This is a genomic window from Arthrobacter sp. NA-172, from assembly GCF_043952055.1.
GTDB lineage: Bacteria > Actinomycetota > Actinomycetes > Actinomycetales > Micrococcaceae > Arthrobacter.
In genome coordinates this window covers 1-26,536 of sequence record NZ_JBINOT010000002.1, presented here as the reverse complement: position 1 = coordinate 26,536, position 26,536 = coordinate 1, and the positions used below count along the sequence as shown (strand labels likewise).

The 26,536-nt window shown below is 60.9% G+C and carries 21 protein-coding genes and 5 pseudogenes; 18 read left to right on the top strand and 8 right to left on the bottom strand.

Annotation, left to right across the window (positions count from 1 at the left end):
- Window positions 1-305 precede the first annotated feature (305 nt).
- From ACF0H6_RS12470 to ACF0H6_RS12460, 3 genes are all read right to left on the bottom strand, one after another.
- Window positions 306-881 carry a hypothetical protein gene (locus ACF0H6_RS12470; protein ID WP_395249979.1) on the bottom strand — a complete coding sequence of 192 codons (576 nt, stop codon included), beginning with the start codon at window positions 879-881 and terminating at the stop codon, window positions 306-308.
- A 95-nt stretch (window positions 882-976) separates the two neighbouring features.
- Complete coding sequence (locus ACF0H6_RS12465; RefSeq protein WP_395249978.1) at window positions 977-1,249, bottom strand: hypothetical protein; 273 nt, start codon at window positions 1,247-1,249, stop codon at window positions 977-979.
- 1,228 nt (window positions 1,250-2,477) lie between these two features.
- Window positions 2,478-2,669, bottom strand: coding sequence for a substrate-binding domain-containing protein (locus tag ACF0H6_RS12460; protein WP_395249977.1), 192 nt, complete (start codon window positions 2,667-2,669; stop codon window positions 2,478-2,480).
- Window positions 2,670-3,011: 342 nt separating this feature from the next.
- On the opposite strand from ACF0H6_RS12460, the gene ACF0H6_RS12455 reads away from it, so the two are divergent.
- On the top strand, window positions 3,012-3,344 hold the full coding sequence (locus tag ACF0H6_RS12455; RefSeq protein WP_395249976.1) for a hypothetical protein: 333 nt from the start codon (window positions 3,012-3,014) through the stop codon (window positions 3,342-3,344).
- A 208-nt stretch (window positions 3,345-3,552) separates the two neighbouring features.
- The gene (locus tag ACF0H6_RS12450) at window positions 3,553-4,614 is read left to right on the top strand and encodes a YhcG family protein (RefSeq protein WP_395249975.1); all 1,062 of its coding nucleotides are present in this window, start codon (window positions 3,553-3,555) and stop codon (window positions 4,612-4,614) included.
- A 1,412-nt stretch (window positions 4,615-6,026) separates the two neighbouring features.
- Here ACF0H6_RS12450 and ACF0H6_RS12445 read toward each other — a convergent pair.
- From ACF0H6_RS12445 to ACF0H6_RS12430, 4 genes and pseudogenes are all read right to left on the bottom strand, one after another.
- Window positions 6,027-6,409 (bottom strand): annotated as a pseudogene (locus tag ACF0H6_RS12445) (hypothetical protein).
- A 1,165-nt stretch (window positions 6,410-7,574) separates the two neighbouring features.
- Window positions 7,575-8,718 (bottom strand): IS3 family transposase gene (locus tag ACF0H6_RS12440; RefSeq protein ID WP_395249974.1). Its coding sequence is split into 2 segments (ribosomal slippage): window positions 7,575-8,451 and window positions 8,450-8,718, totalling 1,146 coding nucleotides; the frame shifts between segments, so codons are not numbered across the junction.
- Between the two features lie 333 nt (window positions 8,719-9,051).
- Window positions 9,052-11,286 carry a family 78 glycoside hydrolase catalytic domain gene (locus ACF0H6_RS12435; RefSeq protein WP_395249973.1) on the bottom strand — a complete coding sequence of 745 codons (2,235 nt, stop codon included), beginning with the start codon at window positions 11,284-11,286 and terminating at the stop codon, window positions 9,052-9,054.
- A gap of 551 nt (window positions 11,287-11,837) precedes the next feature.
- The gene (locus ACF0H6_RS12430; protein ID WP_395249972.1) at window positions 11,838-12,464 is read right to left on the bottom strand and encodes a TetR family transcriptional regulator; all 627 of its coding nucleotides are present in this window, start codon (window positions 12,462-12,464) and stop codon (window positions 11,838-11,840) included.
- Between the two features lie 354 nt (window positions 12,465-12,818).
- Between ACF0H6_RS12430 and ACF0H6_RS12425 the strand changes: the two genes are divergently transcribed.
- The 7 genes and pseudogenes from ACF0H6_RS12425 to ACF0H6_RS12395 form a co-directional block, all read left to right on the top strand.
- The gene (locus ACF0H6_RS12425; RefSeq protein WP_395250165.1) at window positions 12,819-13,985 is read left to right on the top strand and encodes an ABC transporter substrate-binding protein; all 1,167 of its coding nucleotides are present in this window, start codon (window positions 12,819-12,821) and stop codon (window positions 13,983-13,985) included.
- Window positions 13,982-14,926, top strand: coding sequence for a carbohydrate ABC transporter permease (locus ACF0H6_RS12420; RefSeq protein ID WP_395249971.1), 945 nt, complete (start codon window positions 13,982-13,984; stop codon window positions 14,924-14,926). Before ACF0H6_RS12425 ends, ACF0H6_RS12420 begins: the two co-directional genes overlap by 4 nt.
- A 175-nt stretch (window positions 14,927-15,101) precedes the next feature.
- Window positions 15,102-15,842, top strand: coding sequence for a carbohydrate ABC transporter permease (locus ACF0H6_RS12415; RefSeq protein WP_395249970.1), 741 nt, complete (start codon window positions 15,102-15,104; stop codon window positions 15,840-15,842).
- Window positions 15,843-15,881: 39 nt separating this feature from the next.
- A complete protein-coding gene (locus tag ACF0H6_RS12410; protein WP_395249969.1) occupies window positions 15,882-17,225 on the top strand; it encodes a beta-galactosidase in 1,344 nt (447 codons plus the stop codon).
- Entirely contained in the window at window positions 17,125-18,009 is an 885-nt protein-coding gene (locus ACF0H6_RS12405; RefSeq protein WP_395250164.1) for a beta-galactosidase trimerization domain-containing protein, read from the top strand. Before ACF0H6_RS12410 ends, ACF0H6_RS12405 begins: the two co-directional genes overlap by 101 nt.
- Window positions 18,010-18,084: 75 nt before the next feature.
- The gene (locus tag ACF0H6_RS12400; protein WP_395249968.1) at window positions 18,085-18,309 is read left to right on the top strand and encodes a hypothetical protein; all 225 of its coding nucleotides are present in this window, start codon (window positions 18,085-18,087) and stop codon (window positions 18,307-18,309) included.
- 279 nt (window positions 18,310-18,588) lie between these two features.
- Window positions 18,589-19,236 (top strand): annotated as a pseudogene (locus ACF0H6_RS12395) (DUF4038 domain-containing protein); the annotation flags it as partial.
- A 59-nt stretch (window positions 19,237-19,295) separates the two neighbouring features.
- Here ACF0H6_RS12395 and ACF0H6_RS12390 read toward each other — a convergent pair.
- Window positions 19,296-19,445, bottom strand: a pseudogene (locus ACF0H6_RS12390) (aldehyde dehydrogenase family protein); the annotation flags it as partial.
- On the opposite strand from ACF0H6_RS12390, the pseudogene ACF0H6_RS12385 reads away from it, so the two are divergent.
- The 9 genes and pseudogenes from ACF0H6_RS12385 to ACF0H6_RS12345 form a co-directional block, all read left to right on the top strand.
- Window positions 19,445-19,588 (top strand): annotated as a pseudogene (locus ACF0H6_RS12385) (recombinase family protein); the annotation flags it as partial. The pseudogenes ACF0H6_RS12390 and ACF0H6_RS12385 sit on opposite strands and share 1 nt — an antisense overlap.
- A gap of 509 nt (window positions 19,589-20,097) precedes the next feature.
- The gene (locus tag ACF0H6_RS12380; RefSeq protein WP_395249967.1) at window positions 20,098-20,748 is read left to right on the top strand and encodes a TetR/AcrR family transcriptional regulator; all 651 of its coding nucleotides are present in this window, start codon (window positions 20,098-20,100) and stop codon (window positions 20,746-20,748) included.
- A gap of 628 nt (window positions 20,749-21,376) precedes the next feature.
- Complete coding sequence (locus ACF0H6_RS12375; RefSeq protein WP_395249966.1) at window positions 21,377-22,693, top strand: ABC transporter substrate-binding protein; 1,317 nt, start codon at window positions 21,377-21,379, stop codon at window positions 22,691-22,693.
- A gap of 211 nt (window positions 22,694-22,904) precedes the next feature.
- Window positions 22,905-23,846 (top strand): ABC transporter permease, encoded by a 942-nt coding sequence (locus ACF0H6_RS12370; protein ID WP_395249965.1) that lies wholly within the window; start codon window positions 22,905-22,907, stop codon window positions 23,844-23,846.
- On the top strand, window positions 23,843-24,613 hold the full coding sequence (locus tag ACF0H6_RS12365) for an ABC transporter permease (RefSeq protein WP_395249964.1): 771 nt from the start codon (window positions 23,843-23,845) through the stop codon (window positions 24,611-24,613). Before ACF0H6_RS12370 ends, ACF0H6_RS12365 begins: the two co-directional genes overlap by 4 nt.
- Window positions 24,579-24,956 (top strand): annotated as a pseudogene (locus tag ACF0H6_RS12360) (ATP-binding cassette domain-containing protein); the annotation flags it as partial. The gene ACF0H6_RS12365 and the pseudogene ACF0H6_RS12360, both read left to right, overlap by 35 nt.
- Window positions 24,957-25,147: 191 nt before the next feature.
- Window positions 25,148-25,642: an ATP-binding cassette domain-containing protein gene (locus ACF0H6_RS12355; RefSeq protein WP_395249963.1), complete on the top strand. Its 495-nt coding sequence runs from the start codon at window positions 25,148-25,150 to the stop codon at window positions 25,640-25,642.
- On the top strand, window positions 25,642-25,983 hold the full coding sequence (locus ACF0H6_RS12350; RefSeq protein WP_395249962.1) for an ATP-binding cassette domain-containing protein: 342 nt from the start codon (window positions 25,642-25,644) through the stop codon (window positions 25,981-25,983). Before ACF0H6_RS12355 ends, ACF0H6_RS12350 begins: the two co-directional genes overlap by 1 nt.
- A 7-nt stretch (window positions 25,984-25,990) precedes the next feature.
- The gene (locus ACF0H6_RS12345) at window positions 25,991-26,461 is read left to right on the top strand and encodes an ATP-binding cassette domain-containing protein (protein WP_395249961.1); all 471 of its coding nucleotides are present in this window, start codon (window positions 25,991-25,993) and stop codon (window positions 26,459-26,461) included.
- Window positions 26,462-26,536 lie beyond the last annotated feature (75 nt).

Here is a 26,536-nt window from a genome sequence, read left to right as displayed (position 1 = left end):
GCGCCTTCGCCGGGCTTCCAAGACCGGAGGCCCCTGGGTGCAATGTGATCAGCATAATTATCAATTGCCCGGCGCCGATTCATTCCGGGGACCACCCGCAATATTGCGACACCGGCGACCGGCCTCGTACCGCTCTTTGGACGGCGGAACCAACCGTCGGAAACCCGGCAAATACGACGTCGGCGGGTTGCGCCGGCCTCCAACCCGTCGGCATTCTCAGTGAGGAATTCATGACCATGACCGGTGCGTTCTGATGTCCAGACGGTCGACCAGACGAAGCCGCTATTCTTCCTGACATATGCAATTTACCGGCGCATTTTGCTGTCATTTCCGGGTTTGTTGATGAAACCGCGCAGTGCGTTGGTAATCGGAACGGCGATGGTCCGATCGTCTGACACCCGGGCGTCTGTGCCGGAGGTTTCCCCGGCTCCCGGCGTGGGTGTCTCCGGCTTGGCGGGTGCATTCTGTTGTGTGCGTGTCGTCTGTGCCGGTGGGGGAGTGCGGCCCAATTCTGACCAGAGGTCATCGATGCGGGCCACGAGGTCTTCCAGCGCCTCAAGGTGCTGTGAAAAGATCAATGGCCATGGTTCTGCGGGTGCGGCGTGAATCAGGTCAGGAAGAGTCGGATGATCCGACAGGTTCCATGTCTCCGCAAGCTCTTGTGCTGCGATATCGCGGGCCAGACCCGCGAACTGGAGATCCGCGCGGATTTGCTGTAGCTCTTCAGGAGTCTCCAGGCCGGACCGGAATGGGTGCGTTGGTCCGGCGGCGGCTTCCAACGCGGAGAGCAAGGAACCGAGGTGGCCGCGTTCCTCCCAGATACGGATGGAAAGGTCGTTGGCGTGGTCGCCTGGGCGGCTCCCCGGTACTCGAGTCGGCATAGCCTGCTCCTCTTCCCTGAAGGGCGGGTGGATCCGCGCTTTTTCCGGATCCTGTGGCTCACGAGGCTTCTTCTGTCGGAGTCGACCTCTCGGTGCTAAATATTGGCGTGCATCCACTCCGTGACCTCCTTGCTTATGCCGTAACTGGCCCAGCCATTGCCGCCTATGGGAACCACGACGACGTCGTCGTTAGGATCCAGATAGGTCTTGGCACCATCACGGAGCTCCGAGGCGGAAAGCGCAGTCTTGACGAAAAAGCTGCTCTTGAGCGGTTTGGCCCACGATTGATGGGATTTCAAATAGTCGATAAGTTCCGAGTAATTCTGGCCGGTTTTGTTGAGATCGTAATTAACCCAGTGCACAGCCATGAAAGCTCCTGTCCAGCGCATACGGCAGATGTATGGTTCCGTTCTCAGTTCAGCATTGATAACGATGTTTGATTTTGGCTCAAGATTTGACAAAGAAACCGGCAATTCTTGATGGGTTCACGTGTACCGGCTCCGGTCAGTCGGCGTCATCCCATTCACCAGCGACAGCGGATCCCTCGCCCGGACCAGCACCGACGACAGGGGTGGGGGAGCGGGGTCACCGATCAGCTCGCTTCCGGGACCTTCGCTTGGCCTCCCGGGCCTGAAAAGGCTGTCAGCCCGGAGCCCTGGGGTACATGACTGCGATGGTGAGGGGCTGGGGCAGGGAAGCAAGATCCGAGGCCCGGCGGTGCGGCCTCTGAAAGTTTTTGGGATTTTCGCGTCACGATCCGTTTCCGGGCCGCGCTGTATCCGTAGGGAGTCTTTTACCCCGCAGCAGGCTGCTGGTGCCCGGCTGGGGTCAGACACCACTCGCCCGCGAAGTAAGCAAGGAGGACCGAACGCGGCCGGCGCGCCCTGAGTGGGTGGCGCACCGTGGCTCGGACCCAATTTCCCAAAGCGCTTTGGGCAATTGGGTTCCGTCCCCTTCCCGGGCCAACAGCCGGCTGCGCAATGTTCGATGCCGCTGCTGTGTTCACAGTGAGAGACCCGAGCCTGGTGTGCCTCGACATCCCCGCCCTCCTAATAGTCCAGATGGGGATCTTGCCCGAGGCCCTGTCGAGACCTGGGCTGGGGGCGGCCTTGTGTTCAATCATAGGCGGCCAGGGCGCGCAGCCGGACAAACTGAGCGTGATGATGGCGACCCCAGCGGCGTCGCGTAGCTGCATGACCTCCCCGTTGCGTCAGCGATGACGCATAAGCGCCACCGCTCAAGGCTGGAGGACGCAATGGAGAACCAGATTGTCACCGTCGCCGATCTCGTGGGGGCTATCATCGGTGAGATGGAGCGGCGTAATTACATGCCGTCTGTCATCACGCAGTACCGCATCGTGTGGGACAAATTGTGCAGGCACTCAGGCGCGATGCCAGTAGATGTTTCAGCGTCGAGCATTATGTCAGATCAGAGGACGGCGTGCTGATGAATTTCATGCATTGGTTCTTTCTTCGTGTGCCCCCGGGAGGGACGACTCCCGGACAATCAACTTGTGCGGAATGATGCAGTTTTCGTGCGATACGTTCCCCAAAAGGATCCTGAGAAGGAGCCCAAAAGCCTGCGCCCCGTATTCATTCATGTCGGTGCCCACGGACGTGATGGACGGCAGGATGAACTGGGCGTCGGGCACGTCTTCACAGGAACTGCAACGTCTGCGGGCACTCCGAATCCGGCCTCCTTCAGTGCCCGGATGGCCCCGATCGCCATCGGCGTATTCGCGGTCACGATGCCGTCGGGCCGGTAACCGCCGCCGAGAAGCCTGGCCATGGCCTTCCGCGCCGGTTCATGCTGATAGCGGCCGTTGACGATTTTCAGGTTGGTTTTCCCGCCGTCCGCTTCGCACTACACCAACGCGCTCAATAGCTCATTCATGTAGTTCATGAGGATATTCATCAAAGCGTCGCCGTGGCCATTGGTGCTTGCAGCACAGTCGGTATTTCACCGCTCCCAGCAACGAGACCTCTCCAGGCGTGTTGATCGTACTTTGAAGAGTCCATCAAAAATGTCCGGTTTCCGGTAAGGGCATCGTGCAACATGCCCGTCTCAGGCACGAACTGAAGTCCTGTTTCCGGTATTCGGCTTGACGTGGTGGGTGGCCCGTCTGCCAGTGTGCAGGAACGCCTGTTCCTCATCAGCCAGGACGGCATCAACGGGCCCGACATCGACCAGCTCCGCAAGGAAACCACCGCGAACATCAACGGCGCCGAGGACGCTCACTTCCAGGATCCCGCGTTCGTGAAAGCAGCCAAAGACCTGCACGAAGCCAGACTTCTGGCAGAGGGAGGCTTCACAGGCTCCGAACGAATGCCAACGGAGCAGCGGTACGAACGAGCCGAAAAGGAACTCTTCGCCCGCATGGAACGCTTCGGCTGCCGCCGACTACGGCTCAGCGGAACGCCAGGAATCCTTCGCCGCATCCCTGGCCGGAACCGGAGCGAATGAAACCCCGATACGCGGACGCCTCGCCGCAGCGCGCAACGACGGCACCCACCCCAGCGCCGTGACGATGGGAAAGGGCGCCGCAAAGACCAGAAAGTCACGCACAGGGATTTCGGCCGGCGCGGAACGCACCAAGAGCGGTCCCAGCCGCTAAGCACTTGACTGGCGGGGGAGAGGACCCGGACGGGCTCTGGTCGATAGGATCAAACCCATGACTGATGCCCGTGACCTTGCTCTTCCCTCCGGTTACACCGACCTTCTCAGGGCGCTCAAAAACCGGGTAAGAGCTGCACGCACCGAAGCGATACGGACTGTTAACACCCAGCTCATCGACCTGTACTGGTCCATCGGAAAGACCATCCTGGAACGTCAAGAGGTCGAACAGTGGGGGAGCGGGGTCATCGGCCGACTCGCCGAAGACCTGCGGGCAGAGTTTCCGGAAATGAAGGGACTGTCGCGCCGCAACCTCTTCTATATGCGAGGGTTCGCGGCGGCCTGGTCGGAGTCAATCGTGCAACAACCTGTTGCACAATTGCCCTGGGGCCACATCACCGTCCTGCTGGACAAAGCGGGAACCCCGGAGCAGCGTTCTTGGTATGCCGCGGCGGCCGTCGAGTATGGCTGGTCCCGCAACGTGCTCCTGAACATGATGATGAATAAGACTATGGAGCGGACCGGGGCCGCTCCGTCGAACTTTGTGCAACAGCTTGTTGCACAAGATTCTGAACTTGCCCAACAGGTAGCCAAAGACCCCTACAATTTCGAATTCCTCGGCCTCACCGGCGAAATTGCGGAGCGCGACCTCGAGAACGCTCTCACCAGTAGAATCACCGAGACCCTCCGCGAACTCGGCCCCGGCTTCTCCTTTGTCGGGCGCCAAGTTCATTTCGACGTCGACGGCGACGACTTCTACGTCGACCTGCTCTTCTCCCACATCGAACAATCCCGCTACGTCGTCATTGAGCTCAAGACCGGTAAGTTCCAGCCCGAGCACGCCGGCAAGCTCAACTTCTACGTCGCTCTCGTCGATGATGTGTTGCGGCGGGACCACCACAACGAAACTATCGGCATCTTGATCTGCGGCAGCAAGAACGACCGCAGCGTCCGGTACAGCTTGGGACGATCCACCTCACCGATGGCCGTCGCCGCCTACACCTACGACAAACTCCCCGCTGCCGAACAAAAGGTGCTTCCCGACGAAGGACACATCGTCGCAGCCCTCGAATGGGCCGAACCCGACACGCAAGCCGATGCGGATCGCGGGGGCGTCTAGGCGCCCCGAAATTATTGGGTTACACCGGATGCGATTCGCCGTATTCCCCGTGTCATATGCGCTGTTATCGGCGTTCAGGCGCAGATACGGTGGAAGCGGCGGCCGTGAGTGTGGCCGACGCTGGCATCAGCTATACGAGCGCGACCGTGCTCCTAAGGTGTGCATATGTGCGAACCCTTATGCCGATTCTGCCCCCTACGGGCGGATCGAAAGTGTCAGGTTGAAATCTGAGGCCCGGACGGAGGGGTGTCAATAAATAATTGCCACCACCCTATCCTGACGGGACCTGCCGGGGAGCCCTGACGTCAGGTTGGGGTGTACATCTACCGGGCGCGGTGCTGCCGGTAGACCATCGTCTTGATTCACACTCCCAGCCTTTTGCGGGAGCTGAACGACCCTTTCCGAACTGGGTAGAGGCTAAGTCCCCCACCACAGGAGCGCGGGTGCGGGCTTCCAAGTCAGCTAGGCGTTCGGCGTCTTTAGGCCGGCGAAACCAGATAAAGAAGGCTGTGAAGACGAGCACAAGTGCAGTGGCCATTATGGCACCAGCCGCCTACGCCCCCCGCCGCCCTCGAGGTCCCCGCGGGCATCCACGAGCTCAACCTCGGCGTGCCGGTTGAGGTTCGTGTCGCGCACGCGGGTCGCCGGCCGTACCTCGCGGGTCGGGTCGCGGAGTTGACGACGCTGGGTCCCGTTGGCTGACGATGTGGTGACGCGCCATGCGCCGAAATGAGCGGGGGACCGGGTCGCCGCAACGCAGTCCCTGGTGGGTCCAGATGGCGGACATGGACACCGAGGGTTTGTACTTCGTCAGCGGGTTCCGATGGATGGCGTCCGCGTTCGAGAATTTGCTGCGAACGCTCGGGCACCCGCTGCTCACGACTGTGGTTGTGAACGCCGTCAGCCCCGGAGTGATCCGCACACCGCTGCCACCGGAGCAACCTCCTGGCTGCCACCATCCTGAACATTCGTCTTGGCCGGCCATCCTCGCCCTTTCAGCGGCTTCGAGCAGGCGCAGCTCGTTCTGGTCCGCGGTGCTCGCCCGGACGCAGCCATCCGCTGACCATTTACGACGGCCTCCAATCCTGACTGTAAGAACGAGTGTCAGCCTCTTTGCGGAGGAGGTCACGACATCCGCAGACAGGGTCTGGGCCGAAACCGCCGGAGGACACGGCCTGACCCGCATTGCCCTTCGTCTGGGGAACAACCCGGAGCTGGGACCCCCGATCACTTCGACGCTGCTTTACGGTCGGGCAACCCCTCACGTTGTCAGACATTACATGTGGGCAAACGTAGTCGACGGCGGGGCCATCTATCACGTCTGAGGCAGTGGCCCCGGAACAGCGAATGGCTTCTGCCTAACGAGCATGATCATGGTGAGAAGCCGTTCTGCGGTACCCACGTCCTTGAGGTCAGTCGTGGTCGACCGACTGCTCAGCTGAAGCCGTCTCTTGGTCGGCGGTCCAGTCACCCAGGATGCGCAGGGCGTCTGAAGTCGGAGACTCGGGGTCTACGGTGTAAATCAATAAATCATGGTCGCTGTCCGCGATCGTGAATGACTCGGAATCGAAGACCAACTCGCCAACGAGGGGGTGCCGGTAGCGCTTCTTTCCCTGGCGGTAACGGTACGAAAGAATTCGCTCTTGGACGACAGCTCGCCAATTAGGGTGAATAGTTCTGTGTCTTCGCGATCTCGCCCCGAGGCCTCGCGCAGCAAAGCAACGCCATTACGAACGGTGAGATCCCAGTCGAGGTAGAAGTCCTGTGCCCGGGGGTCGAGGAGTTGGAAGCGCATGAGGTTAAAAAGCGTACCGTTGCTGCGGGCAACGAATTGTTCGGCGTGGGGAAGATCTTCCATCCGATCCGGTTCGGGATCTCCCTCTGCGGCACGTATCGTCACAGCACTATCCTGCCAGTCCCAGCGTGTGGGCGAGTCTGTCCGGGCCCGCAATGGCTATCGCAGGTAAGAGGCGTAGGCGGCCCAGGTGTTTACCCGCTTGTTTGGGATGATAGCGGTATCGAACTCCCTCTAATTCGCACGAGATGCGACCCGCCGGGTTCAGGCTGACATCACGCGTCGGTTATCAGCATCTGGCTTTGGCGGGGTATCTATGACGGCCGTCCGCAGCGTTCATGCTTGAACCAGGACATATCCGCGGCGTTTGCTTTCCTGAAACCCGTAGCGCAGTTCCCGTTGTGCCTGTTCTTCAAGGTCGGTTGGAACCGGGCAGCCTGTGCCATGGCCGGCGCCAAAGCTCTAAGGTTGCGACGGCAGGCACCATACTCACCGAGGATCTACTCCTCCGGATCTTCCGCAGCGAAGCAACAGCGAGCTAAGGCCGTATCGCTGTGGCAGAAGTGCTGCAGTGAAGCTGTCCGCGCGGCTTCGGGCGTTGTCCTGCAGTGCGCTGCGGCAGGCCAGATGCCAAACTGAAAAGTGCATTAGTTAAAGCGTCAACTAACTTAGCTTATGGACTTGGTAAAATCCAAAACTGGAAGGCGAAGTGAGATTGGACCACGGACCTTTACGCGGGGTGCTACGAACTCCGCAGGAGGAGCGGCCCCTCTCCCGTCTTGTGGCAGAGTTCAACTTTGCGGGGAAATCCGTCAATCTTGATCGAGGTGGGAGTGGACTTGGGGTGCCCGCACCCCAAGTGTGTGGGGTCGAAGTTGCCTCAGATGTTCTAGCGTCCCACTGAGGTCATGACCGAGATACCCACCATCATGGTCCGAATCAAGCCAGCAAAGCTCCAATCGTTCGCCAGAAGCACGTACGAAGTCGAAATCAACCATGATATTCCCCGGGAAAGGGGACCTAACTTGATTCGATTGTTGACTGAATGACACACCCGACAGCATCGAGGGCTCGCCGCAGGTCAGTACTACCTAACGGCTCGCAGCAGTTGTGATCCGCTCCAGATTGGCAACGGGACTGCCCCGGCTTTTGTTGACTCGGGGTCTTAGGCCGCTGTGAGCGCGGTCCGGTTGATTGTTTCATATTCGATGGGCGTGAGTTTGCCCAGTCGTCGTTGCCTTCGCCGACGGTGGTAGGTCCTTTCGATCCAAGTCGTGATGGCCAGCCGGAGGTCTTGCCGGGTGAGCCACCGCTGGCGGTCCAGGACGTTCTTTTGCAGCAGCGAGAAGAATGATTCCATCGCGGCGTTGTCCGCACACGCACCGACCCGGCCCATCGAGCCGGCGAGCCCGTGGTGCCGGAGCGATTCAACGAAGCGGCGTGATCGGAATTGAGACCCGCGGTCGGAGTGGACCACCGTTCCGTCCGGGTTGCGTGCCCGCACCGCGTTCTCCAGTGCGGCAACGGCCAGGGAGGATTTCATTCGCGAATCCATCGAGTATCCGACGATTCTTCCGGAGTAGACATCCTTCACTGCGCAAAGGTAAAGCTTGCCCTCGGCGGTGGGGTGTTCGCTGATGTCGGTCAGCCACAGCTCGTTGGGAGCCGCGGTGGTGAAGTCCCGCTCAACCAGGTCGTCGTGGACCGGCGGCCCTGGTTTGCGGTTCAGGCCACGTTTTTTCGAGAACACCGACCAGATGCCGTGGTCCCGGCATAACCGTTGGACCCTGTTCTCGCCCGCCGTGATGCCTTTCTCCGGGAGTTCGTCGGCGATGAACCGGTACCCGAAGGCCGGATCGTCAGCATGGATGTCCAGGGAGGCGTTGACCAGGTGCGCATCGACCCAGTCACGCTCCGTCACCGGGTTGGCTCTCCACCGGAAATAGCCTTGCTTGCTGAATCCCAACACCCTGCAGGTCACCGCCACGGGAACACCATCGGCGGCAAGGTCCGTGACCAGCGGGTAAGTCATTTTGGGTTGATGTCCCGGCCAAATAGGCAGCCGCCCGGCGTAGGATCTCGTTCTCCTGCTCCAGCAGGCGGTTGCGCTTCTTCAGCTCCCGCATCTCGGGCGACTCTGCCGCTGCCGGGCCGGCCGCGGTTTCCTTTCGCTCGGCGATGGCGATCCAGCGCTTCAACGTCGTGATAGACAGCCCGAAATCCTTCGCGATCTGCGCCAGAGGCGCCTCACCCTTGCGGGCCACATCAATAACATCCTGGCGGAACTCCGCCCCATAAGCCGTGGGCATGGTCAACATCCTTCCACGAGCACAAGCTCGCTAGGTCAAGGAGTCAACAAAACCGGGGGCAGTCCCCATTGCGACCGCCCTTACAGGAAACCGGGTGTCGGCGTCCGACCACCGACGTCAGTCCAAGGGGGCCGCTACCTCAAAATCGAACAAGGCACCGGGATAGTAAGGGCCGACGGAGCACCAGGCGAAGGTGCATCTCGATCACAACACGCCGAGCGCGCGCCACCCCCGCTCGATTGGACCCTCTGGTGCGCCGTGCGGGGGCATTGGCAACGCCATACTGGCTTCTACGACGGTGAAGCTACCGCTGCATTGTTGACGCTCGGATAGTCAAACGGCGCTGGTTACACTGAACTCGCCAGTCCCTACAGTCGTCGCGGTGCCGTCGGGCAGCAAAATCGTTCCTGTGGTGCCGACGGGAACGCAGCCGCTCACTTCTATCCGGCCGTTTTCAATCCGCCAAGACGCATGGATGGTGCCCTGCGGCGTCAAATATGAGCCCTCGGCCCACGTCACACCGCCACCGGGTACAGGACTAAGCACGAAGGATTCCCATGCGGCGGAACCGGGGGCCTGGTCGAGCCCGAGGAGATGCGTGTGAAGGAAGCGGACGACGGCTCCCTTCGAGTAGTGGTTGAGCGATGCGTGTGCCGAGCCGTTCTTATCAACTCCGTCCCAGTCCTCCCAGATCGTCGTCGCGCCACAATCCAGCATGCGCAGCCACGATGGCGAGGTGCGCTGGAAGAGCAGTTCATAGGCGACATCGGCGTGGCCGACTTCGACCAGCGTCGGTAGTAGCTCCGCTGTCGAAAGGAATCCAGTGCCGAGATGGGTTCCGGCTGTGCGAATCAGCTCAAGGAGTCGATCGGCGGAAGCCCGACGTAGTTCACCAGGAATCAGGCCAAAGCTGAGCGCGCGTACGTAGGCAGCCTGGGTGTCCTTCGCCGTTCGGCCGTCGGGAGCCAGGAACTCAGTGCGCCACGCAGCGAGGACCTGCTCGGCGATTCGCTCGTAGTGGTCCGCATCCGCCGTACGCCCCAGAACCCGGGCGATCCGGGCCAATTCCGAGGCCGACCGATAGAAGTATGCGGTGCCGATTTCTCCCTTGTCCTCCGTTAACCAAGCCGTTGGGTCGTTCTGGACCGGATCGACCAAGTGGCCCTCCGGGGTGCGGAGCATGGGCTCGCACCACTCGCCCCAATGGAACGATCCGTCCCAGAGGAACTCCTCGTGCGGTAATGGTTCTGCCGACCGTTGGATCCGTGAGAGGTGACGTTTCGTCGCGGAGATTTCTATCACCCAATCTAGCCACCGGGTCATGGCGTCCCAGTTTGCGGCGAGCTCATCGCGGTCACCGTAGGCTTCGTACAGCACCCACGGCACATGGATTACGGCGTCGCCCCAGCCGGCTGAACCAGTCATCTGCGCGACCTGTAGCTCTGGGTGGTGCTTAACCTGGCGGCCGTCGGGGGAGAAGTTTGCGATCCGGCCGTCGGCGAGCTGGTCGTCGCGAACCGACTGTAGCCATTTGCGGGTAAACCCGTGGACGTCGAAGAGCCGCACGGCGGTCGAGGCGAACACCTGGTAGTCGCCGGTCCAGCCGATTCGCTCGCGTTGAGGGCAGTCGGTTGGGATGTCAACTGCGTTGCCGAGGAAACTCCAAGCGGCGACCTCGTGCAGGCGGTTGAGGTCGTTGTCGCTACAGCGAAACGAGCCGGTCCTCATGAGATCGGTGTTAACGACCTGCATCGTAAGGTCTTCCGCGGCGAGTGGAACATCGCCACGGGTGATCCGCGCGAACTGGAAGCCATGGACAGTGTGCCGCGGCTCGAATATCGCGCCAGGCTCCCCGCCGGAGACGACCTCGTCGCGTTGGTCGAGCACCACCAGCCCGTCACCTTCGCGTTCGGAGTCGAGATGCGACATGTCAAGGTCTCCGAAGGAGTCGAGGTGCTCGCCGTGTTCAATAGTGGTACGCGTGCCGCGTGGTCCCAGATCAGCCAGACGGGTCCAACCCGAGGCGTTCTGACCGAAGTCAGCGATCCATTGGCCGGAAGGCAGCCGCAGCAGAGACGTGGGCTTCAACTCCTTGACCCGCCGCAGCGGCGGGGCTGGTGACCACGAGATGGGAGGCGCCGAAACGGCGCCGACGCGGACAGGGCCCATCTCGACGGGCTCGACCGTCAGGTCGGTGGTCTGGCCGTCCATAAGGCCGGCCCGCCCTACCGGAGAAGTCCAGTTGGTCCAACTCCCGTCGGTACGCAGAATCCACTTCGACCCGTCATCGAACTCGACATGTAACTCTCCGCGGGCGGCGACCGTCTCTCCTCCCCATGCCGCTGGGGCGTGGAAGGCCCCGACCTGCCCGAGATACCACCCGTCAGTCACTAGGAACTGCAGGGTATTCTGCCCCTCCCGCAAGGAGGCCGTGACATCGGCGGCCTGTGCATAGACCGTCCGGTCGTACGACGTGGTCCCGGGGGAGAGCTCGGAGGTGCCCACGCGCTCATCGTTAATAGACGCTTCGTAGACCCCGAGCGCGGTCGAGTAGAGACGGGCCCGCACGACCGGTCGACCCAGCGCGAAGTCACGTCTGACGAGGTGGCCCGGGCGCTTGCCGTACTCTCCCTCACCGGATGCTACGGGTGAGATCCACTCGGCAGTCCAGTCCGCATCTAAGAGACCAGCTTCGAAGGAGGCTACCGAACTCCACGCACCTCCGACGGCGCGCACCCGCCAGGTAACCCGCGCTCCACTCTTAAGGGGACTCCACGGCCATGCGTTTAAACGGTGACCTTCAACCGCCTTAATCTCCTGCCGCCGGCCGTCCACCACGGCCTCGATCTCGTACCGCTCCGTCGTCGCCGGTCGCCACGAGAGACGACAGTTGCCCGAGACAGGGAACTGATCGCCTCCAGAGTCAATTCGGAGCTCATTGGGAGCCAATTCGGTCATCGGCGTCTTCGCCTCCAAGTAGATTCTGAAATATTCTTTTGTGGCAATTGCTTGCCAATTATGCAGTCCGCCGCTACCCTTTCCATCTGCCCGCGCAGTGACCCGTCGTTATCCATGTTCGGCAGTAGGCTTACCTGCTGGCGCGGGGCGGCAACCCAGTGCTAATTTGGCATCGCGGCGCGGTCAATGTCCCCCATTGTGAGTCCGAGGATGGACTCAATGAGGGCTTCCAATTCCTCGGCAACGTCGAAGTTTTGGTCGGCCAGCCACTGCAACTGGAGGCCTTCCCAAGCTGTATGAATCCAGCGTGAAACCCGGTATGGATCGATATCGGCGGCGACGATCCCTGCCCCTTGCAGGCGCTTTATGCTCTCGACCATGAGCTGATCTCCGGCGCGCCAGCGCTCCTTGAAGTACTCGTGCGCCGGATGAGATGGATCACTCGATTCGCCGAACATCGCAGTATGGAGACGCACGACATTGATTCGGCGCAAGCTGTCAGCCGCGCGTTCGGGGGCGCGCCTGATCGATTCACCGGGGGGCAGCGTCGACCATTCATACTCATCCGAGAGCCGGAGAGCGGCCAGCAGCAGATCATCCTTGGTTGCATAGTGATACAGAACGCCTGGCTCACTGAGCCCCGCGCGCTGTGCGACGTCGGCTGTGATCAGAGACCGATGACCCTTCTCGAGCACCAGTTCAAGCGCGGCCTGCGCGATAGCCCGACGGCGCTCCTTCGTCTTCGCATAGCTCCCCCTTGGGCCGCGCACGCCGGTTGCATTGGTCATGTCCAAAACCTTAAGCCTAGAAGGCTGCAAAAACTAGTAGCGACTAGGAATTGACAGCGTTCAAGTGAGATAGGTAACATTTTTCCCGTAACTCTATAAAGGACTCAGAGTTAGAAGGGGGTCGAAGCGTGACGGGCCCTACAACCTCTTCCACTGCCTGAGGCTCCGCCTCGGATTTTCAAAGGTGAAAAGATGCATCCTCAAAAGTTGAAACAATCCAATATTTCCCGTCGGGCCGCCGCCACGATCGGTGCTGCTTTCGTATCTCTCTCCCTCGTGCTGACAGGCTGCAGCTCTGGTGACACGTCTGCGGACCCGAACCCAACCGGCGAAAAGGACGTTCATTTGACGTTCATGAATCAGTCTCGAGGTCAACAGGCTGCCCTTGAGAAGCTCGCCGCAACATATGGACAGAAGACCGGCGTCACGGTCACCATCGACACGGTCGGACCTACCGACTTCCTTCCCAAGCTCCAGGCGGATGCGCAGTCGAAGCAGATGCCTGATATCTACTCGGCATTCGTCCAGACTTCGATGGCCTCCTTCTACAAAGCCGGCTGGGCAATGGACCTCACGGATAAGCTCAAGGGCGACTGGGGTAAGAACTTCACTCCTGAGGTGATCAAGCTCTCGACGTTCGAGGAGGGCAACAACCTTGGTGTGAATCCGGGCATCTACACGGCCCACTGGGAGACGCAAGGCTACGGCATCGTAGCTGACGATAAGACATCTGGACTGGACGCAAAGAATCCTCCGAAGACGCTCAACGAACTCGTGGACCAACTGGCTGCCAGCAATAAGTCCGGCAACGGGGGTTTCTCGGTTGCGGCGTCCGTAAGTCCTTACTTGATGCAGTACGTTGCCTCGAACTGGCTTACCGATGGGCAGATCTCTGACACCTTCGCTGGCAAATATAAGTGGACGTCGGCGGGCTGGAAGAAGGCCTTCCAGCTCCTGGCCGATTTGCAGAAGGCCGGAGCTATCTCCCACAACACCCTTCCAGGCGGGCAGAACGACAACCCGACAGTTGAAAGCAACTTCTTCACTAAACGTAGTGTCGGAGCCATTTTCGACGGTGCCTCGGGTGTCTCGGTCGGCCACAAGACCTCGCCCGACTACACGACCTACTTCTCGCTCGCGCTCCCGAAGGCATCGGACGCCAATTACACTCCCCGGTCACCGGGAGTCCCGGGCAAGGGTGCCGTCATCAACCCCCGGGGCAAGCATGTTCAGGCGTCCCTGGACTTCGTCAAGTGGCTAACTGAGCCCGCCCAACAGGAGGTCTTTTCCAAGGAGGCCTTCATCATCCCGACAAGCCCCTCTCTTCTGGAGAGCCCTAACCTGCCGCCTTCCCTCGCCGGTTTTGCTGACGGCATCAAGAACCAGCAGGTCATCTCCAACACGTTCAGCGCTCCAGTGACGGACGCGATCAGCCGTGACGTACAGCGGCTGGTCCTCGGTCAGATGAGCGTCGACGAATTGGTCGCCGACGTCCAAGCCGCACAGGACAGCAGCCAATGACCAGCTCCTTCAGTACCACCACCCCTGTGCGGCGCCCCTCCCGGGCGCCGCACAGGCGGCATAGCATTGGCGGTCGACGCAGCCTGACCGCTTATCTGTTCCTAGTGCCGGCGATCGCGCTGATCGCCGTGTTCACGTTGGTGCCTTTCGTCGAATCCATCATCCTGAGTTTTCAGTTGTGGGACGGTGTCAGCCCCGACACTCCATGGGTCGGAGTTCGGAACTATCAGGCCGCGCTCAAAAACGTCGCTTTCTGGGAATCTATGAAGAATGTCCTGATCTTCGGCGTAGTCGGCTTCGTGGTGGGCAACGGCGTCTCGATGATCATGGCTCTAGCCGTGAACGCCGTCCGCAAGGGCCGAACCTTTTTCCGTACCGTGTATTATCTGCCCAGCGTCCTCTCCGTGGTCGTCGTCGGCATGGTCTTCTCCGCAATGCTGGACTCTCGGTCTGGTGTCGTCAATAAAGTGCTGGGCTGGACTGGGCTCTCGTTCCTCCAGCACGATTGGCTGAACGATCCCAACGTCGCGATCCTAGCGGTCATCGGCGTGTTCCTATGGCTCCACTGGGGATTCGGCTTCATCCTCTTCCTCGCCGGGCTCCAGGACATTCCGAAGTACCTTTACGAGGCCGCGGAACTCGACGGGGCACGCGGCTGGGCGAAATTCCGGTACATCACCTGGCCCCAGCTTGCGCCGGTCACTACAGTCGTGAGCCTCCTGACCTTGTTGGCTGCGCTGCAGATCTTCGGAACGGTCCAGGCCCTGACGAACGGCGGACCGGGTTACACAACGATGGTACCGACGCTTCAGATCTTCACGCAGGCTTTCACCTACAACAACTACGGCCAAGCTGCCGCTATGTCAGTGCTCTTCGGTGGTGCGCTGATTTTATTGTCGCTGTTCCAGCTGGGACTTTCGCGTCGACGCGCCAACCGCTGATCTACCGGGAGAAACAACCATGACAACGACAACGACAACGAGCGACACAGTACGCCGCCGGGAATTGAAGCCTCATGAAGCACGATCCGCTCGAGGTCCAATGCAGCCGGCACGCGTGGCACTATACGCATTACTCACCGCAGCGGCGTTAAGCGCGCTCTTCCCAGTTCTCTGGATGATCTCCGGGTCTATGCAGACGCTCCCGGAGTTACTCAAGGGTGATTCGCTGCTTCCCCAGAACCCTCAGTGGCAAAACTTTGTCACGGCCTGGGCGAAGGGCAACCTGGGCATGTACATGACGAACAGCATCATCTACACGCTGTGCGGAGTAGCCGGGATCCTTCTCGTGTCGAGTCTCGCCGGGTATGCGCTCGCGCGGATCGAATTCAAGGGGAAAGGTGTCTTCACCGCTCTGATTCTCGCGGTGATGATCATTCCCGCCCCGGCCATGTTCCTAGCCCAGTACAAGGTTCTGCTTGCCCTCGACCTCGCTAACACGCGACCGGGATACATCCTCATCCTGATCACCTCCGGCCTTCCGATTTCCACTCTCATCATGCGCAGCTTCTTCGCGTCGCAGCCGCAGGACCTCGAAGAGGCGGCAGCGCTCGACGGCTCGTCCGCGCTGGGGACCTTCTTTCGAATCATGCTCCCCCTGGCCAAGCCCGGCCTTGCTGCGGTCGCCGTCATTCAAGCGTTCGCCGTCTGGAACGAATATCTGATGGCGCTGGTCATCTTCAACGACAATTCGCTAATGCCTGTGCAGCGCGGATTAACCAGCTTCGTCTCGGCCGAGACCCCGCAACCGCAGATCCTTCTGGCCGCGACGCTGATCTCCATCGTCCCGGTCATCATCTTCTACCTTTTCGCGCAGCGGCAGATTGTGGATGGCGTCAGCGCCGGAGCTGTCAAGTAACTCCCAACATCGTTGGAACAGAAAGGAACCTCTTACCTCATGCGATCCGTTTTTGCCGACACCCCTTGGTTCGGCGGCGACTACAACCCAGAGCAGTGGCCCGAGGCGGTGTGGGACGAAGACGTCGACCTGATGCAGCGCGCAGGGGTAAACCTCGTGACCGTCGGCGTGTTCGCATGGTCGCTTTTAGAGCCGGAAGAGGACCGCTTCGAGTTCGGTTGGCTCGACCGTGTGCTCGACCTCATGCATAAGAACGGTGTCAAGGTCGACCTGGCGACGGCGACCGCTGCCCCGCCGCCATGGTTCTCGCACACTTACCCGGAATCGCTGCCAGTGACACTCGACGGTGTGCGTCTCTCGCCGGGGTCGCGACAGGGGTATTGCCCGAGTGCGCCTGCTTATCGGCGCAGTGCCGCAAAGCTAACCAGGGCCCTCGCAGAGCGTTATGCCGGCCACCCCGCTGTTGTGATGTGGCATGTCAACAATGAGTACGGCTGCCACGTCCCGCGATGCTATTGCGATGAATCAGCTGCGGCCTTCCGCAGGTGGCTCGAGGCCAAGTATGCGACGATTGCTAACCTCAACGACGCCTGGGGGACCGTGTTCTGGTCGCAGTCGTACTCAGGGTTTGCTGAGATCCTGCCTCCTCGGGCGACCCCGGCTCATCCGAATCCGACTCAAACGCTCGACTTCGAACGGTTCAGTTCTGACGAAATGCTCGCCTGTTACCTCTCGGAGAAGGCCATCCTGCGCGAAGTCACACCGGATATTCCGGTCACCACGAATTTCATGGGCGTGTTCCGTGGCGCAGACTATTGGAAATGGGCGCCTCACGTCGATGTAATCGCAGACGACCTCTACCCTGACCCGGCGAACCCTGACGCGGCCCTCGGTGCGTCTATGGCACGAGACTTGATGCGATCCCTGGGCGGAGGTAAACCGTGGATCCTCATGGAGCAATCGACGAGTGCCGTAAACACTCGTCCCTCCAATGCTCCGAAAGCCGATGGGGAGATGCGGGCTCTGTCCTATCAGTCCATTGCTCGTGGTGCGGACGGCATCCTCTTCTTCCAATGGCGTCAGTCCTCCATCGGGGCAGAGAAGTTTCATTCGGGAATGGTCCCGCATGCCGGTACGAACTCCCGCGTCTGGCGTGAAGTGGAGCGGCTCGGAGCAGAACTCACAACACTGGCCGACGTGATGGGAACGAAAACCCAAGCGCAAGCTGCGATCGTATTTGACTGGGACAGTTGGTGGGCCATCGAACAAAGGGGGATGCCAGCTGAGTCCAGCTACCTCTCCCTGGTCCTCACGGTGGCACGCCGCACTGACCGAGGCTGGCCTGACGGTCGATTTCACGCGTGGCGACGAGAACCTGAATAGCTACTCGATTGTGATAGTACCGAGCCTGTTCGTCACGACCGATGCCCAGGCCCAGGCTATCGATGACGCCGTCCGTGCCGGCTCCAGTGTCCTCGTGACCGATCAGACCGGTATCGTCGACGAGAGCCTGAGGGTTCGGCTCGGCGGATATCTTGGCGAGTTGCAGTCGACCCTCGGGGTGTGGATCGAAGAGTTTAGGCCGTTGGCGGGCGCATGGGCACGTCCTGGCGCCATCCCGGTCTCCGAAGAAGCGTCAATTCCGCCGGTGGTGACGCTCCGAGGCGACGTTTTCACCGGCGGGACCGCGACCGGCACCGAATGGAGCGAGACCGTCCATGTGCGCGAGGCTGACATCCGGGCGGTCTTCGACGGAGGACCGCTTGGCGGGTGGCCCGCGCTGACGCGCAGGGCGTACGGACAGGGGGCAGCGTGGTATCTTGCTACGCGGCCAGATGCCGCAGGTCGCGCCGAGCTGGTCCAGACCCTCATAGCCGAAAGCCGCCTGCGCGTCGATACGGTCATTGATGGCGACGCCGATGGATTCGTGGAAACCGTTCGTCGAGGGGAACTTCTGTTCGTCATCAACCATGGGCGATCGACCGTATCGCTTGCTGTACAGGGCCGCGATGTGCTGACAGGTCAGCACGCGGAGGGGCTCACCCTCGCACCGAACACTGTTGCCGTCGTCTCGCCCACGACACAAACGACGGCTCAAGCCGCAACTTTGCCGAGCGGCGTCAAAACGGAGGGCGTAACGGCGAGCCACGTGACGAGCGTCGGCTAACCGCAGATCGGGCAAGATTGCCATCCCGTCCCCGCGGTGCTGCGGGTAGAGAGCCGCCCTATTAAGGAGTCACAGGTGATTACGAACGAAAATGAGACCCCCGGTATAGCGCCAAAGCCTTCCGAAGGCGCTGACCTGTCAGCGATCCCGCGCGTCGTGCGCGCAGGCTCCACGTCGCACCTGCTGGTCGACGGCTTACCGTATCTCGCCGTAGGGGGAGAGCTTCACAACTCCAGTCCCTCAAGCCCGGCGTACATGGCGCCGATCTGGGATCGGCTCAAACGTAACGGCGTTCCCTAATCGCCGGTGGAGCGCCGACCATCTCACACTAATCAACCCTTTTTAAGTCGCAGGAGGAAATGCAATGCTTAAGCCCCCGCCCCACCACGTCCGGTATGTCCGGAGCCTGGAAAAGCTCTACCACAGCTGGCTCGTCCAGAAGGCGACCGGGCTCGCGGTGCCGTCGCTGGACGCGGACTAGGCCTACTTCTTCTCAGGGGGCTCCTTCAACCAGAACGGCATCGCGGCCGGAGTGGTCATCGCCGTGGCCAATGACAGCGCGATGGAAGCAGGCAATTGATGGCTGACCGGCTCATCAGAGTGGATCCCAGCGGTCGGTACCTCCAGCGTGACGACGGGTCCCCGTTCTTCTACCTCGGGGATACGGCCTGGGAGCTCGTTCACCGGTGCACGGGAGGTGAGGCCGAGGCCTACCTGCGTGACCGTGCTGCGAAAGGCTTCACGGTAGTCCAGACGGTGCTCCTCGCCGAGATCGACGGGCTACGGACGCCCAACGCCCAAGGGGACCTGCCGTTCCTCGATGCGGATCTCGAGGTGCCGAACGAGCGCTTCTTCAGCCACGTCGATGGCGTGTTCGACATGGCCGAGTCGCTCGGGCTGACGATCGGCCTCCTCCCGACCTGGGGCGACAAGTGGAACCTCAAGTGGGGCGTCGGCCCCGAAGTGCTCACCGCGGCGCGCGCCCGACGCTTCGGAGAGTTCGTGGGGCGGCGCTACGGCAGTCGCGACGTCATCTGGATCCTGGGCGGCGACCGCCCCGTCGAGAAGCCGGAGCACCTCCAGACGCTCCGCGCCCTCGCCGATGGACTGCGCAGGGGGGACCGTGGCCGGAACCTCATGACCGCACACGTGTGGGGACAGCATTCCACGAGCGAGTACTTCGCGGACGAAACCTGGCTCGAGTTCAACACGGTCCAGAGCGGCCACGGCCGGAACTTCGAGAACTGGAGGATGATCGAGGGCGACCATGCCAGTTCCCCGGCCAAGACGGGGAGGGGAACGTTGATGCCCACCATGCCGACCGTCACCGCGCGCTGGAACTTCCGGGCGTTGGCGCCGGAGGAAGTGAAGATGGCCGTGCCGTTGCCGTAGGGGTTGGAGTTGATCAGCTTGATGCCTTCCTCCAGGTCCTCGACTTGCGGACAAGCTAGTGATCGCGCCGGACGCCCGGGCGAAGGGACGCACCGCGGAAGACTCGGCCCACCTCGTCGGCTGGAGCCGTGCCACTCTCTACCGCCACCAGCAAGCCCTCGCCACCCGCGAGAGCACCACGATGTAGGTGTTCTTATACGGCGAAGAGGGCTGGAAAGTCCTTCGCGGCGCATAGCCGGGGGTCAGCGAACGTCTTAGTCCACACGGAGAACGATTCGTTGGATGCAATCGCGGCGTCTTTACGCCCCGAACATGAGCGAGGGCCGTTAGCGCCGGATCCTGTTCCATTGTTCGTGACGGGCCGAATCCTTCCGCAGGGCGGCTGCAGACATTCGCGTATCCGGCAGGGCTACTCACGGCCTACGAATAACCGTGCATGCCAGTTGCGCCTAGGGTCGGCGGCGCATCCGTACAACACCCGTCGTGAGAGGTTAGGTGTGGCGGGACGGGACCCGCCTCGATAACGCCGGGGAAACAAGGTGCTTCGAACCATCAGCATCCTTAACCGTCCGGCCACAACACTAATATCGAGCAGGGCTTTGTTTTCGTGTTCCGATTTGTTCGCAGGACTGCACCTGGAAGATGAATTTCTGAAGACTATGGTGTGTCACTCGGTTTTCATGTAATCTACAACACATGGAAGCGACTACGCGTACACGAAGGACTTACGGCAAGACGGTGGAACGTCGTCTTGCCGTTGCGCGTGCCGCTCTGGAGATCGTTCGTGAGAAGGGTCACCGCGCCCTGACGACCGCGGAGGTGGCTTCGCGGGCATCTATGAGTGAAACTGCCATGCTGTATCACTTCCCGTCGCGCGATCATATTCTGGTGGCCGCCATGGAGTTGGCCGACCGGGACAGCCGGACTTTGCTGACAGAGCAGTTCCAGGGTAGCCGTACACTTCGCGACGCGTGGCCCCCGCCTGAGCTTGCCCGCCTGAGCGGGGAGGATGAGTCGATAACCCGTCTCTTCCTTGCACTGAGTGCTGAGGCCGTGAATCCGGAACATCCGGCACACGCGTATTTGAAGGACCACCGCGAAAACGCAGTCCTCGAATTTGCGGAGGGGGTTAAGAGGCGGCAAGCCATCGGATACGCCCTGCCTGGATTGGACCCAATCAGCGTTGCCCGCCAAATGGTCGCTCTCTGGAGCGGACTACGCATGCAATGGCTTGTCGATCCATCCTTCGACCTTGCCGCGGAAGTGTCTCAAGGTTTTCGTGCACTGACAGGTCAAGCGGCCATGGAAGCCAAACAGAAAATTGGTGACCTCATATCGAAAATCTGACCTATTGTTCTCCAAACGTCACCGACTAGTCGATAAGGGCATTCTGTAAGCCATCGGTGTGCCTATTCGATGCAAATGAATGGGCATTTCAGGGCAACCTGCGCTATTGCGTCGCCCGGTCCAATTTTGTTCATTCCCCGCTTACGCTCAAGTACGGTATTTTCTTAAAGCTGACTCTGTTCGCTTTTACGCGCCCTCTCAAAAGTTCAAAGCCCCGGTAATTTATGGTGACCCTTTGAGGCAATTTGTGGCAACCGGTTGTTTTATCGTTTCAAAAATGCTTTGCTTGTGATGCTGATCACCAAGCGGAGCGAATTGCGGATTCAGCCCAACGCATATCAATGACTATTTTCATATTCCCGACCCGACAAAGGAGTCTACCCAAAATGATTTCACTTTTGCCACGAGCCAGATCACTGACGCGTGCGGCGGCGGCCTCCATGGCTGTTGCAGCACTGTTGGCTACAGCGGCCTGCTCATCCCCGGCACCGGACACGGCGCCCGGGCAGACGTCATCGCGCAATGAGGAGCTCAGCATCGCCGTCCAGGCGCCGCCGGCGTCCCTGGACCCGCGCAGCTTTCCGAGGGGCAGCAGTCCTACGTTTGGGCATCGATCTTTGACACCCTGTTGCTGGTTGACAAGGATGGGAAGGTTCAGCCGAACGCGGCTCAAAGCTGGCAGTACTCCAAGGATCTGCGCACTCTCACACTCAAACTTCGCCGGGACTTGAAGTTCAGTGCGGGGGGTCCTGTCACATCGAAAGACGTTGTCGCAACTTTGGAACGGACACGGGCCACGCCCGGCCAGCAGCAGGCCAAGCTCGCCAAGGTGACGTCAGTTTCGGCACCTGATGACTCCACCGTCGTGATCCAGCTGGCCTCACCCGAGCCGACGCTGTTGAACTATCTGGCGCAGGCCACCGGCGTCATCGGAGATGCTGCCACCTTGACGTCGGATAAGACCAAACTTCGCCCGACCGGGTCAGGACCGTATGTTCTTTCAGATTCCACCGTGGACGGCACGGAATATGATTTAGTGCGTCGTGACGATTACTGGAACGCGGCTGCTTTTCCCTTCAAGACGGTGAAAGTCAAGGTTATCCAGGACCGGACGGCGCAGTACAACGCGCTCCAGGCCGGAGAAGTCAAGGCCGCTTTAATCCAGGCTCCGCAGCGGAAGCAGGCAGAAGGCGCCGGCTTCAAGGTCAAGGAGGTGCAGTCTGTTGCTGCACTTGCTCTCATTCTGGCTGACCGAAAGGGCGAAATCGTCCCCGCGCTTGCAAATGTCAAGGTCCGCCAGGCAATCAACATGGCATTCGACCGCGAGCAAATCGTCAAAGCACTTCTCCAGGGCGTCGGCCGGCCCACGGTACAGGTCTTCAACCCGAACGGCGACGCTTACAACTCCGCGCTTGAGGGCACCTACCGCTTCGATCCGGAGAAGGCACGCAAACTCATCTCCGAGGCAGGCTATCCGGACGGTTTCTCCATGACGATGCCCAGCACGGTCATCTCGAAATCCTTTGAACCGGTCATCACACAGGCACTCGCGGACATCGGCGTCAAGGTGACGTGGGAGCCGGTGCCACCGCAGAACACTGCAGCGTCTATATCTTCCAAGAAGTATCCGGCCGTGCTGTGGTTCGCAGGCCTCAACGACGCGGGACGCGAAGTAGGCGACATGTACACGCCTGAAGCATTCCTTAACCCCTTCAAGTGGCAGGACCCTGATTTCGATAAGTTGCTCCAGCAGGTTGCCAACGAGCCGGACCAGGGAGCCCGTGCGGAGCTTTACAAGAAAGTCAGTGAATACACGGTCAAGCAGGCTTTGAACGCCCCGATCGCCTACACCGGTACGCTTTGGGCGACTGCGCCCGGAGTTGAATTCATTCCTTCGGTTGTTGTATTGCCCACGGTCCGGGACTTCGGAGTAACCCGCGGCTAGCCGGGGTAAAGGGTGGAAAGCCCGACGTTTCCTGTTGGGCTTTCCACCACTCTGCTCTTGCCCCGTCCTCGCTGTACCCGTTGCAGGGGCAGTATCTGATTCACGCCCTGGTTAAAGGGTGTATCGCTCACACAGCAGCTAGCGCCCCCGCCGGGGGACCACTCACGATAAGGATTTTGAAGATGCCAGAGGAAATGTCACGGGGACGCTCATGATCATCTATGCCCTCCGACGTCTTGGCGCGGGCATCGTCCTCGCGCTGCTCGTCACTATGATCACGTTTTTCCTCCTCAGCGGCTCCCTGGAATCTGTTGCCCGCGAACGTCTGGGGAGTGCAGCGACTCCCGAGTCGGTGAAAGGCTTGATGACCAAGCTCGGTTTCGACAGGCCAGTCATCGTCCAGTACCTGGATTGGCTCGGGTCCGTCCTGACTGGTAATTTCGGCACCTCGCTCTTCACGAGCCAGCCCGTTGCTCCGGCGGTAGCCGCCCGGCTGGGCGTCACCCTTTCGCTGGTCGTTACCGCGCTCATTATCACGGTAATCATCAGCGTCGCCCTGGGAGTGTGGGCGGCGTCACGCGGCGGCGTGGCCGACAAGGTGTCCCAGGCCCTATCGCTGGTGGGACACGTCATCCCGGGCCTGCTCGTCGCGATTGTCCTCGTGACGGTACTGGCTGTGAATTTGAAGCTGCTGCCGGCGACCGGTTTCACCCCCTTCGCCCAGAACCCCGGGAAATGGGCGGCATCTATCACTATTCCTGTCATCGTGCTGGTAATCGGCGGGGTCGCGAATATGGCTGCCCAGGTACGCGGGTCGATGATTGATGAACTCCGGAAAGACTACGTGCGTACTCTGCGGACCCGCGGGATCCCGACACGCTCCATCGTGCTCCGTCATGCGTTGCGGAACGCGGCGAGCCCTGCTCTGACCGTGCTGTCGCTTGAGTTCATTCAAATGCTGGGCGGAGCGCTCATCATCGAAAACGTGTTCGCACTTCCCGGTTACGGACAGTACGCATTCAACGCATCCCTCCAAGGCGACATCCCCATCATCATGGGCATCACACTGTTCGGCGTCATGCTCGTTGTGACAGTGAACCTCATCACCGACGTAGCAAACGGCTGGCTCAACCCGAAGGCGAGAATCAATTGAGCATCGAAGAACTCAGCGTCGATCCCGGGTTGGCAGCCCCGCCCAGGAAATCACCGCTGCGCAAACTCTCCAGGGACCCCCAGGCACTCATCACCTCCGGGCTGTTGCTGGTCCTCATCGTCCTAGGACTTCTCACGCCCTGGATCGCCCCGCATGATCCCAACGAGGCACAACTCAATGCCATCAACGCCGGGCCAGGGACTCCCGGTTACCCACTGGGCGCGGACCAGAACGGGAGCGACATCGCCTCCCGGCTCCTCCATTCGATCAACACGAGCATGATCGCAGGCCTGATTGGTGCCAGTGTTGCCCTCGTCATCGGGGTAACCTTTGGCCTGATTGGCGGCTACTTCGGGCGACGGCTGCGCGGCGCAACTGAATGGGTCTTCAGCCTCATCATGACCTTCCCCGGGCTGCTGCTGCTGATTGTCCTCATGCCGGTCACCAAGGGTGACTACCGGATGACCATGCTCATCTTCGGCGTCCTGCTTTCACCCGGAATCTACCGTATCGTGCGGAACCTTGTTGTCGGCGTGAAAAACGAGCTCTATGTGGACGCGGCACGGGTGTCCGGCCTGTCCAACCTGCGTATCCTGGGCCGCCACGTTCTCTTTGTCGTCCGCGGCCCCATCATCATTGCCGCTGCGTTCCTGCAGGTTCCGCCATCAGCCTCCAATCCGGCCTTGCCTTCCTTGGCGTCGGGTCAAGCCTGTTCTTCCCAGCTTCGGTGCCATGATCGCGGACGGCTTCACCAACCTTTATGTTGACCCAACGCAGTTCATCTGGCCCAGCGTCCTGCTCGGCACGCTTACTTCTTCCCTCGTCCTGCTGGGCAATTCCCTCCGTGACGCATTTGAAGGCGTCAAACTGAAACCGGCAAAAATAGCTGCATCGAAAGTAGCGAGCAGCGTTGGGGGACCGGGCGAGGATGGTCCGGCAGACCTGTTGTCCGTGGATGACCTGGTGATCGCGTACCCAACGCCGTCAGGACAGCTGAACGAGGTCGTGAAAGGTGTGACCCTTGACCTTCGGGCGGGCGAAACGCTCGGCCTGGTGGGGGAGTCCGGTTCCGGCAAGACCCAAACCGCCTTTTCGATCCTTGGGGTGCTCCCGTCGGAGGCTGTGGTTGTGCGCGGCTCCATCAGGTTGGAGGGACGGGAGCTGTTCGAGCCTCCGGGAGCAGGACCTGCGCGCCCTGCGAGGCCGCGAGATCGCGTACATCCCGCAGGAGCCCATGTCGAATCTCGACCCCTCCTACACCATCGGCGCCGAGCCGTGGAAGGCATCCGCGCCTCTGCCGCATGTCCGGCGCGGATGCCAAAGCCCGGGTGCTGGCACTGCTGGACCGCGTGGGAATCAGGTATTCCCAGCGGACCTTCGATTCGTACCCGCACCAGATCTCCGGCGGTATGGCCCAGCGTGTCCTGATTGCCGGGGCGGTGGCAAGCCGTCCCAAGCTCCTCATCGCTGATGAACCCGCAACCGCACTTGACGTGACAGTCCAAGGCCGAAATCCCCCCCCCCCCCCCCTTGACCTGCTGAGGGATCTTCAGGCGGAACTGAACATGGCTGTCCTGCTCGCCGTGACGCACAACTTTGGTGTGGTTGCCGACATCTGCGACCGGATCGCCGTGATGCAGAACGGGCAGGTCGTCGAGTCCGGTACGGCGCTCGAGCTGTTCCGGGAACCGAAACACCCTTATACACAGATGCTCCTGGGTTCGATCCTCGACGAGCACACCGTACGGACCGACCCGCCCGTGCCAGTCGCGGCGGCCATTGGGGAGAAGAACTGATGAGTACACCACTGTTGGACGTGACCGACCTGCGCGTTGCCTTCACCGGCCGGGGCTTCCGTCCCAAGGCAATCGAGGTTCTGCACGGGGTGTCTCTGAGTATTGGCGAGGGCGAGACCCTGGGCGTGGTAGGCGAATCCGGGTCAGGTAAGACCACCATCGGCCGGGCGGTTCTGGGGTTGGTAAAGCCCAGCGGGGGCCGCATCACCTTCAGAGGTGCCGACATCACCCACGCCAGCCCCAGGGACCGCCGGACACTGTCCAAAGACATCCAGGTGCCGTTTTCAGGACCCTTACACCTCACTGAACCCCTCCCTCACTGTCGGGGACACACTGAGTGAGCCGCTCGTGGTGCAGGGTGCCGCAGCGGGTGAGGCGAGAGCCCGGGTCCAGATGCTGCTGGATCAGGTCGGCCTCCCACGGGACGCTGCAGAGCGTTTGCCGCGGGAGTTCAGCGGCGGGCAGCGTCAACGGGTCGCCATCGCCCGCGCCCTCGCCCCTAAACCCAAACTCATCGTCTGCGACGAGCCGGTCTCGGCACTGGACCTGTCCACGCAGGCCCGGGTGATGGACCTTTTCATCGACATCCAGCGCAGCACCGGGGCTGCCTACCTGTTCGTCTCCCACGACCTGCAGTCGTCCGCCACATCAGCCACCGCGTCAGTGCCGTCTACAAAGGCGACATCGTCGAAACCGGACCCGCGGCCCTGGCGGACGTCCACGCCCGAGCACCCATACACGCAGAAGCTCCTGCTGGCAGCACCAATCGCAGACCCAGTTGAAGCGGCGCACGAAAAACGCGAAAGCGTTTCACGATAAATGCGAAAACTCCGATTCTGCATCTTTCTACCCTGGTTAATATCGGCTCTTTCAACAAATGAACGAAGTAGGTTA

What these genes read in the sequence shown, in the direction of transcription:
- ACF0H6_RS12470 (WP_395249979.1), bottom strand. Translation starts at nt 881, where the DNA reads ATGCCGACTCGAGTACCGGGGAGCCGCCCAGGCGACCACGCCAACGAC.
- ACF0H6_RS12465 (WP_395249978.1), bottom strand. Translation starts at nt 1,249, where the DNA reads ATGGCTGTGCACTGGGTTAATTACGATCTCAACAAAACCGGCCAGAAT.
- ACF0H6_RS12460 (WP_395249977.1), bottom strand. Translation starts at nt 2,669, where the DNA reads ATGGCCAGGCTTCTCGGCGGCGGTTACCGGCCCGACGGCATCGTGACC.
- ACF0H6_RS12450 (WP_395249975.1), top strand. Translation starts at nt 3,553, where the DNA reads ATGACTGATGCCCGTGACCTTGCTCTTCCCTCCGGTTACACCGACCTT.
- ACF0H6_RS12430 (WP_395249972.1), bottom strand. Translation starts at nt 12,464, where the DNA reads ATGACCAATGCAACCGGCGTGCGCGGCCCAAGGGGGAGCTATGCGAAG.
- ACF0H6_RS12425 (WP_395250165.1), top strand. Translation starts at nt 12,819, where the DNA reads ATGAATCAGTCTCGAGGTCAACAGGCTGCCCTTGAGAAGCTCGCCGCA.
- ACF0H6_RS12420 (WP_395249971.1), top strand. Translation starts at nt 13,982, where the DNA reads ATGACCAGCTCCTTCAGTACCACCACCCCTGTGCGGCGCCCCTCCCGG.
- ACF0H6_RS12415 (WP_395249970.1), top strand. Translation starts at nt 15,102, where the DNA reads ATGATCTCCGGGTCTATGCAGACGCTCCCGGAGTTACTCAAGGGTGAT.
- ACF0H6_RS12410 (WP_395249969.1), top strand. Translation starts at nt 15,882, where the DNA reads ATGCGATCCGTTTTTGCCGACACCCCTTGGTTCGGCGGCGACTACAAC.
- ACF0H6_RS12380 (WP_395249967.1), top strand. Translation starts at nt 20,098, where the DNA reads ATGGAAGCGACTACGCGTACACGAAGGACTTACGGCAAGACGGTGGAA.
- ACF0H6_RS12370 (WP_395249965.1), top strand. Translation starts at nt 22,905, where the DNA reads ATGATCATCTATGCCCTCCGACGTCTTGGCGCGGGCATCGTCCTCGCG.
- ACF0H6_RS12355 (WP_395249963.1), top strand. Translation starts at nt 25,148, where the DNA reads ATGTCCGGCGCGGATGCCAAAGCCCGGGTGCTGGCACTGCTGGACCGC.
- ACF0H6_RS12350 (WP_395249962.1), top strand. Translation starts at nt 25,642, where the DNA reads ATGAGTACACCACTGTTGGACGTGACCGACCTGCGCGTTGCCTTCACC.